Raw genomic sequence first — 8,556 nt, forward strand, 5'->3', positions numbered from 1 at the left:
CGATATAAAGCTCTTCTGCGGTAAACAGTTCACCAATATCTGGCTCTGCCTGCATCACCGAAATATCGGTCACCATTAATTTTGGAAACAAATCAAACCAGTAAAGACCTGCTTCACCAATTTGAATCGGATAACCGGTTTTTTCAGTTGCCCATGCAGCAATTTCATCTTTTCGTTCGGCAATGGCATTGGAAAACCAGTACGCCAGTCCAACACAGACCAGCATGATCACCGCAGTCATAACCACAATATTGGTAACTTGTCTTCCTGCAATGTGCAGGCTGCGATGCATAAGCGACATAACTACATCAGCACCACATTAAATTGTTCACGGCCATATTGAGGCTCACACTGAAACAGAATCGGTTTACTAATAAATTGCTCTAACTCAGCCACTTTCGTGGAATCTTCATCATTAAGACGATCAATCACGTCCTGAGAGGCCAACACCAGAAACTGTTTCGATTCGTATTGACGCGATTCACGCAGAATTTCTCGGAAAATCTCATAACAGACCGTTTCAACATTTTTGGTATAGCCTCGACCATCACAGCAGGGACAGGGCTCACAAAGGATATGCCCCAGGCTTTCACGCGTGCGTTTACGGGTCATTTCCACCAGCCCCAGTTCGGAAACCGCACAGATATTATGTTTGGCTCGATCCAGCAACATGGCTTTTTCCAGCGTCCGCAAAACCTGTTCACGGTGACTGAGTTCTTCCATATCAATAAAATCAATAATGATAATGCCGCCAAGGTTTCGCACTCGCAGCTGGCGTGCTATGGCCTGTGCAGCTTCAAGATTGGTTTTGAAAATGGTTTCTTCGAGATTTTTATGGCCGACAAAGCCACCGGTGTTTACGTCGACGGTGGTCATAGCTTCGGTCTGATCAAAAATCACATATCCACCTGATTTCAGTGGCACCTTACGATCCAGTGCTTTCTGAATTTCGTCTTCCACACCAAATAAATCAAATAATGGTCGATCCCCCCGATAATGTTCCAGTCGGGCAGCACATTCCGGCATAAATCCTTCAGCAAACTGCTGAGCTTCTTTAAAGGTTTCAGCAGCATCAATGCGAATGCGATCAATCTCTGGAGAAAACAAATCCCGCAAAGCACGTAAGGTTAAGGGCAAATCCTGATATAAAGCCTCCCCGCATTGGGTAGAAGTGACGCGTTGACGCAATTTTTCCCACAAGCGATGCAAAAAATCCAGATCGGCGCGTAATTCGGCATCGCTGACACCTTCTGCTGCTGTACGTAAAATGTATCCCCCCTGTTGCTCTCCCAACAGCTCCGACAAACAGATTTTCAGTCGCTCGCGCTCAGCTTCACCCTCAATTTTCAATGAGATGCCGATGCCTTCCGCTTCGGGCATATACACCAGATAACGGGATGAAGCTGACAACTGCGTGGTCAATCTTGCGCCTTTACTGCCCATCGGATCCTTGATCACCTGAACCAATAACTCATCACCCTCGCGTAGCAGGCTGGTAATCGGCGGTGTAATTCGCGGGGCTTCTTTTAAATCACCAGACTGTCCTTTGGGAATCGAAATATCCGAAGCGTGCAGAAAGGCTGCACGGGATAAGCCGATCTCAACAAAGGCAGCCTGCATCCCAGGTAATACCCGACAGACTTTTCCTTTGTATATGTTGCCAACTAATCCACGATGTTCACTGCGCTCAATGAAAATTTCCTGCAACACACCGTTTTCCACCACTGCAGCACGGGTTTCACTGGGCGTGACATTAATCAGAATTTCACTGCTCATTGACGATATTTACCTGTTGTAAAATCTGACTGGTTTCAAATAATGGCAGGCCCATCACACCGGAGTAACTGCCTTTGATATTTTCAATAAACATAGCAGCTAAGCCCTGTACCGCATATCCTCCAGCCTTATCTTTTCCTTCTCCAGTGGCAAGATACCAGTCAATTTCGGCTGAACTCAGCTTTTTGAATTGTACGTCACTGATTTGCAAGCTTAGCCAATGTTGCTGTTGCCAGACAATCGCCACTGCGCTGAGCACCTGATGTCTGCTAGCAGATAATTGCAGCAAAAAAGCTTCTGCCTGTTGCAGGTTTTCCGGCTTGCCAAGAATTTGCTGTGAAGGCAAAACCACAGCAGTATCGGCGCCTATGACCGGTCGATAGTCTGTCTTTAGAGTTTCCCAGCCTGCCTGAGCTTTGGCTAATGCAATACGCTTGGCATAATCGGACGGCGTTTCTGCCGCTAAAACAGATTCATCAACGGCAACGTTTAATACAGAAAAATCGACTCCGATTTGAGTCAGGAGTTCACGCCGTCGCGGTGAAGCAGAGGCCAGATAAACTTTGGGAAATTTCATGCGCGATGGTAGGGATGATTCTGCAGAACCGTCCAGGCACGATATAACTGTTCTGCAACCACAATTCGAACCAACGGATGTGGCAAGGTCAGATTGGATAATGACCATTTTTGATCGGCACGTTGCTGGCACTCATCGGATAAGCCATCCGGTCCACCAATCAACAGACTGACATCCCGACCGGATGCCTGCCAGTTTTTTAATTGCTCCGCCAGCTGTTCCGTCGACCAGTTACGACCACCGACTTCCAGCGCGACCACATAATCATTTTGCGGTAAAGCGGTCATGATCCGTTTGCCCTCTTCCTGCATCCATTGTCCTGAACTGCCTGATTTACCTCGCTTTGACGGAGCAATTTCCTGCAGATTAAGCTGACATTCCCTCGGCATACGCCGTGCGTATTCGTTATAACCTTCGATAACCCACTGCGGCATTTTCTGGCCGACAGCAAGCAGATTCAGTTTCATTCACTATCTGCCGAAGCACTTTGCGTAACTTCAGCGACAGACCATAATTTTTCCAGATTGTAAGTCGCTCTGGTTTGCGGTGTCATAATATGTGCAATTACGTCACCTAAATCCACCAAAGCCCATTCGCCAATATCTTCACCTTCCATGCCGAGAGGTTGGACGCCAGCCGCTTTTGCCTGCGAAGAAACTTCATTCGCCAATGCTTTAACCTGTCTGTTGGATTTACCAGTAGCGATGATCATCACATCCGTAACATCGGTCATACCGGTTACATCCAGCACGGTAATATCCTCTGCTTTAATGTCTTCCAGTGCGTCTATCACTAATAATTTCAATTGTTCTGCCTTCATGGGCACTCCAAATAATAAATTTCGTTGTTAAGTTTAACGTATGTCAGCCTGTGCGTCTGTGGTGGTTTCGACGAAGCGGTCACTCGGCCCCTCCGGAAACCACTGGCTGGTTTTTCTGGTAATGAAATAGGCGGTCAGTCCGACCCACTCGCGCCAGGCAGGCTCAAGTTTTTCCAGTTGTTCAAAAACCGCAAAGTCCAACTGACGGGACTCTCCCGTCTGACTGCGATAATCCACCGGATAGGGTAATACCTTTATACCCTGTTTTTCAGCAATGCCTACTGACCGCGGCATATGATAAGCCGATGTCACCAAAAGATACTGGCCATTTCTTTTGGGTATGACTGTTTTTAGCCGTTGGAAATTTTCGTAGGTATTACGTGACTGAGATTCAATGATCAGTCGCTCTTCATCAATTCCCACCATGGTCAATAATTGATGGCTAAGCTCGGCAGGCGTTGCCCCGGCATCAAAGCGCAGTAAATTGCTACCACCGGTAAAAATGATTGGACTGTCAGGGTACTTTTTGGCTAACAATGCAGCCCCAAAATAACGGTCACTGGCCTGGCCGACCTGAGGCTGTTGCCAACTGATGGTGGTTTTTATATCTTCACCGCCCCCCAGAACAATGATGCCATCAATATTTTCTGGCAGCTGCTGGGGTTGGCTGATACGGGCTTCCAGTGGATGAATTAACCAGTCGCCAATTGGAAATATCATCAGACTCAAACTGAACACCAGCGCTGGCAACAGAAATCTTAACGCGATTGTTCGGTAACCGAACAATAAAAATAGCGTGCCAAATACCAGGAACAGATTAAGCATCATAAACGGACTGAGCAATGCCCAAGCCAATTTTGATAGTACAAAAAATACTTGTTCCATTAAACGTTACTGTTTTTTCGACTGGTAGAGTTCTAATTGCTCTATCACAGCAATAACCGAATCCGGTAACAAAAAATTGACCGGGTTTCCCGCCGACAATTCATCACGGATTTGCGTGGCGGAAATCGCCATTGGCGTTACATTCAATGGCCATATCTTGCCTGATGAGAGTTGTCGATCTTCTGCCTGAGCCAGATTCTGGTGATACCAGACCTCTAGTTCTTCATGCATATCCAATGTTTCATCAGGTCTTTGCACCACCACGATATGCGCTAATTGCAAAATCTGTTGCCAGCGGGACCAGCTGCTAATGTTACGAAAAGCATCGGTACCCAGAATAAGAAATAATGGGTTATTAACAAATTGTTCGCGCAGACTGAGTAAGGTATCCACCGAAAAAGAGGGCCCTTCACGATGCAGTTCTCGATCGTCAACAGTTAATTGGGGAACATATTTTACTGCGATTTCCAGCATCAACCGCCGTGCATCAGCACTGGCCATGGTGGGCTGGCGATGCGGCGGTATCGCACACGGAATCAGCCGGACATGATTTAACTCCAGCTGCTGACAGACTTCCAGAGCCGAGCGCAAATGCCCGAAATGCACCGGATCAAAGGTACCGCCAAGAATGCCTATTGTCTCGGTTTTATGTTCTGATTTGACCACTACCAAACACTATCCATTTTTGTGACGTCAAACCATTTAAACCCACCGGACCACGAGCATGCAATTTATCGGTAGAAATACCGATTTCAGCACCCAGACCATATTCAAAACCATCAGCAAAACGTGTCGATGCATTTACCAACACTGAACTGGAGTCTACTTCCTGCAGAAAGCGTCTAGCGGTGTCATAATTTTGCGTCACGATACTTTCGGTATGGGCAGAACTATGCTGATAAATATGCAGCATCGCATCGTCTACATCTTTGACAATTTTTATCGACAGAATGGGGGCAAGATATTCAGTATCCCAATCGGCGTCCGTTGCCACGGTGATATCCGGCAGAATATGTAAGGTTTCATTGCAGCCTCGTAATTCAACGCCTTCATTGATAAAACGCTTGGCCATAGCAGGCAAAAACTCGCTGGCAATATCAGCATGTACCAGCAGCGTTTCCATTGCATTGCATACACCATAACGGTGACATTTGGCATTAAAGGCAATCTCTTGCGCCATGCTCAAATCAGCTTCCACATCGACATATACATGACAGATGCCATCAAGATGCTTGATAACAGGCACTCGAGCGTCATGACTGATACGTTCTATCAGACTCTTCCCACCGCGTGGCACTATGACATCGACATATTCAGGCATGGTAATCAGTTGACCTACTACTTCACGATCCGTGATTTCAACGACCTGAACCGCAGTAATTGGTAAACCGGCCTGCTGCAATCCCTGATGGATGCAGTCTGCAATAGCCTGATTCGAATGTATTGCTTCGCTGCCACCACGCAGAATAGTTGCATTACCGGATTTCAGACATAATCCTGCAGCATCCGCGGTCACATTTGGCCGTGATTCATAAATAATGCCAATAACGCCCAGCGGTACCCGCATCTGGCCCAATTGAATACCGGAAGGCCGATACCGCATATCACTGATTTCGCCGATAGGATCAGATAATGCCGCAATTTGTTCCAGACCTTGTGCCATTGACTCAATCCGGTCATCGGTCAATGTCAAACGATCCAGCATCGCAGCATCCAGTCCTTTGGCTTTGCCAGCCTGCAAATCCTGTTGATTGGCAGTTTTCAAGCCATCAGCCTGACTGCGGATCGCCGTGGCAATCGCCAATAGCGCCGCATTTTTATTATTGGTCGTTGCGCGTGCTAATACCAGGCTGGCTTCGCGGGCCTGTTGACCCAGTTTCTGCATGTAGGCTGCGACTTCCACAGCACTCTCCTCTTTTAATTTCTCTGCTTTCATGTTTGCTGTAATTGCATTGGCACACCAGCAACCTGTAGACACAGGGTGGTCAGCATCCGCCATGCATTATCATTACCGCCACCTTTTGCAGCGCGATCAATTGCCGCCATTTGCGGTAAAAATGTTCGCCATTTTGCTGCAGCATGGCGACGTAATCCTGTTTGAATCAACGGTCTCGCCTTATCCCAAACGGGAGGTTTCTGACTGCTGAAAACCTGGGCCGGTGCAGCACCTTTGTCCAATTGATCGGCCATATCAACCATTCGATGTAAAGACCAGGATACTGCCGAAAACACGGCCAATACATCATTACCTTCCGCCTGTAACATTCTTAACATACGCGGAATCTTGGCAGACTGACCAGAATAGACAGCATCCATCAGTGAAAATGCTTCAAATCGGGCACTGTCAGCAACGCTTTCCATTAATAAGGGTTCATCCACATTACCATCAGGGCTAAGTAATACCAGTTTATCGATTTCCTGAGCGGCAGCGAATAAATTGCCTTCTGTTCTTTCTGCCAGCATGGTGGCGACAGAGAAGTTTGCCTGCAAGCCTTTCTGTTGCATGCGCTGCTGGATCCAGCGGGGAAGCATTTCAATACTGACCGGCCAGAGCGGAACACTGATGCCTGCACTTTCCAATGCAGTAAACCACTTTGCTTTTTGTTGCTGGGGCGTCAGCTTGCCAGTGATCAGTAATAAAAACGTATCGGGTGCAGGTTGCTCGGCAAATTCTCTCAGAAACGCTCCGCCTTCTTTACCGGGGGCCCCTGAAGGCAACCTGATCTCGACCAGTTTCTGCGAAGCAAACAGGGAAAGACTATCGTCAGCAAATCTAAGTTTGGACCAGTCAAAACGGGCATCGGCATGCCAAACCTGCCGTTCGGTAATACCCTGAACTTTGGCTTGCTGACGGATCGTATCCGCAGCTTCTTCCACTAGCAGAGGCTCATCACCATACAGCACACTGGTGACAGGAAAACTACGTTGTATCTGTGAGCTGAGCTGTTCTGCTTTAACTCGCATCAAATCTAATCCAAAGCGGATAAACGGCGAACTATTGCCTGACTGATTTGTTTTTCCATTTCTTCACGCAACAAACTTTCTTCACCATCACGTCCTAATACCTGTTCCTGGTCAAACTGATAATCTCGCTGGGCTTCAAATCGTTCATTATCGATTAGTTTATTTTGCTGATTGTCTGTCAGTTGAAATGCGACTTCCAATATCAATTCATATTCACTGACCTTGGCATTACCCCCCACTGACAATACATGTCGCTCATAGCGATTTTCCAGGAAGCTTAATACCGCCGCGCCTTCCATATAGTCGTCAACCACATTAATACCGTTACGTCTCAAGGTGCGTTTCAGTTCCAAGCCGAGTCCCTGACGCATACTGATCCCCTGAATATGCAATGTCTGTATGCTTTCAGGTAAATCTGCGGCACCACGCAACTGGAAACCGCAAGCCGCTACCGTCATACAAAAAACTGCAATTATCAGTTTCTTCAACATTACTGTTTCCTTTGTTTATCAGCCGACAACAATATTAATCAGTCTTCCTGGCACCAGAATAATCTTGCGGATGGTTTTACCATCAATATAACGCTGAACATTTTCATCTGCGATAGCCAGTGGCTCGATATCCGCTTGCTGGGCATTTACATCGACCATCAATTTCGAACGTAGCTTACCATTGACCTGAATCATCAGCTCGGTTTTGTCCTGTTTTAGCGCCTCGGCATCGACTTGAGGCCACTGAGCGTCAATCACGGCTTTGTCATAACCCAGCTGAGACCATAATGCATGACAGATATGCGGCGTAATAGGTGCCAACATCAACACCACTAATTCAAGTACTTCCTGGCGAACTGCCCGCGCCTGAGTATCTTGTTCGGTAAATTTGCTTAAGCCGTTCATCAACTCCATCACTGCTGCAATAGCCGTATTAAACGTATGACGACGCCCCAAATCATCGCTCACTTTTGTCAGTGTCTGGTGGGCCAGACGGCGCAAGTCTGTCGCGGCTTCGGACAGGTCGGTAAGGTTTTTGTCTTTCACTACACCTTTTTCAGTGTGCTCATGAACACTGCGCCATAACCGTTTAAGAAAACGGTTAGCACCCTCCACTGCGTTATCTGACCATTCCAGTGACATTTCGGGTGGCGCGGCAAACATCATAAACAGGCGCGCAGTATCGGCACCGTATTCATCGATTAATGCCTGTGGATCAACAGTGTTACCTTTTGACTTGGACATTTTGGCACCATCTTTCAGTACCATACCCTGAGTTAACAGGTTCTTGAATGGCTCATCACCACTGACAAGACCTTCATCACGTAATAATTTATGGAAGAACCGGGCATACAGTAAATGCAAAACAGCGTGTTCGATGCCACCAATATATTGATCAACCGGTAACCAGTAATCAGCCCGTTGATCCAGCATCGCTTCGTGATTATCGGCACTGGTAAATCGTGCGTAATACCAGGATGATTCAAAGAACGTATCAAAGGTATCGGTTTCTCGGCGAGCCGGTTTGCCACACTCCGGACAAT

11 protein-coding genes are annotated in these 8,556 nt (G+C 47.2%); all 11 read right to left on the reverse strand.

All coding sequences use genetic code 11. The features are described 5' to 3' along the window. A partial coding sequence (locus B3182_RS07645) for a hypothetical protein (RefSeq protein ID WP_292752221.1) occupies window positions 1–301 on the reverse strand: 301 nt, incomplete at its 3' end. 2 nt (window positions 302–303) lie between these two features. Further along, a complete protein-coding gene (gene rng, locus B3182_RS07650; protein ID WP_292354781.1) occupies window positions 304–1,776 on the reverse strand; it encodes a ribonuclease G in 1,473 nt (490 codons plus the stop codon). Continuing rightward, entirely contained in the window at window positions 1,766–2,353 is a 588-nt protein-coding gene (locus tag B3182_RS07655) for a Maf family protein (RefSeq protein WP_292354779.1), read from the reverse strand. Before B3182_RS07655 ends, rng begins: the two co-directional genes overlap by 11 nt. After that, complete coding sequence (rlmH, locus tag B3182_RS07660) at window positions 2,350–2,820, reverse strand: 23S rRNA (pseudouridine(1915)-N(3))-methyltransferase RlmH (protein WP_292354777.1); 471 nt, start codon at window positions 2,818–2,820, stop codon at window positions 2,350–2,352. The genes B3182_RS07655 and rlmH overlap by 4 nt, the downstream gene beginning before the upstream one ends. Beyond that, window positions 2,817–3,173, reverse strand: a complete 357-nt coding sequence (gene rsfS, locus B3182_RS07665) for a ribosome silencing factor (protein ID WP_014706491.1) — start codon at window positions 3,171–3,173, stop codon at window positions 2,817–2,819. The genes rlmH and rsfS overlap by 4 nt, the downstream gene beginning before the upstream one ends. Before the next feature lie 33 nt (window positions 3,174–3,206). Beyond that, the gene (locus B3182_RS07670) at window positions 3,207–4,058 is read right to left on the reverse strand and encodes a YdcF family protein (RefSeq protein ID WP_292354774.1); all 852 of its coding nucleotides are present in this window, start codon (window positions 4,056–4,058) and stop codon (window positions 3,207–3,209) included. 6 nt (window positions 4,059–4,064) lie between these two features. Next, a complete protein-coding gene (gene nadD, locus B3182_RS07675; RefSeq protein ID WP_292354772.1) occupies window positions 4,065–4,724 on the reverse strand; it encodes a nicotinate-nucleotide adenylyltransferase in 660 nt (219 codons plus the stop codon). Next, the gene (locus B3182_RS07680; protein ID WP_292752247.1) at window positions 4,705–5,961 is read right to left on the reverse strand and encodes a glutamate-5-semialdehyde dehydrogenase; all 1,257 of its coding nucleotides are present in this window, start codon (window positions 5,959–5,961) and stop codon (window positions 4,705–4,707) included. The genes nadD and B3182_RS07680 overlap by 20 nt, the downstream gene beginning before the upstream one ends. A 29-nt stretch (window positions 5,962–5,990) precedes the next feature. Next, window positions 5,991–7,022: a DNA polymerase III subunit delta gene (gene holA / locus B3182_RS07685; protein WP_292354768.1), complete on the reverse strand. Its 1,032-nt coding sequence runs from the start codon at window positions 7,020–7,022 to the stop codon at window positions 5,991–5,993. A gap of 5 nt (window positions 7,023–7,027) precedes the next feature. After that, a complete protein-coding gene (lptE, locus tag B3182_RS07690) occupies window positions 7,028–7,513 on the reverse strand; it encodes an LPS assembly lipoprotein LptE (RefSeq protein WP_292354766.1) in 486 nt (161 codons plus the stop codon). Between the two features lie 18 nt (window positions 7,514–7,531). After that, window positions 7,532–8,556 (reverse strand): class I tRNA ligase family protein (locus tag B3182_RS07695; RefSeq protein ID WP_292752225.1); only part of this gene is annotated, 1,025 nt, incomplete at its 5' end.

It is taken from the genome of Methylophaga sp. UBA4204 (genome assembly GCF_002379485.1).
GTDB lineage: Bacteria > Pseudomonadota > Gammaproteobacteria > Nitrosococcales > Methylophagaceae > Methylophaga.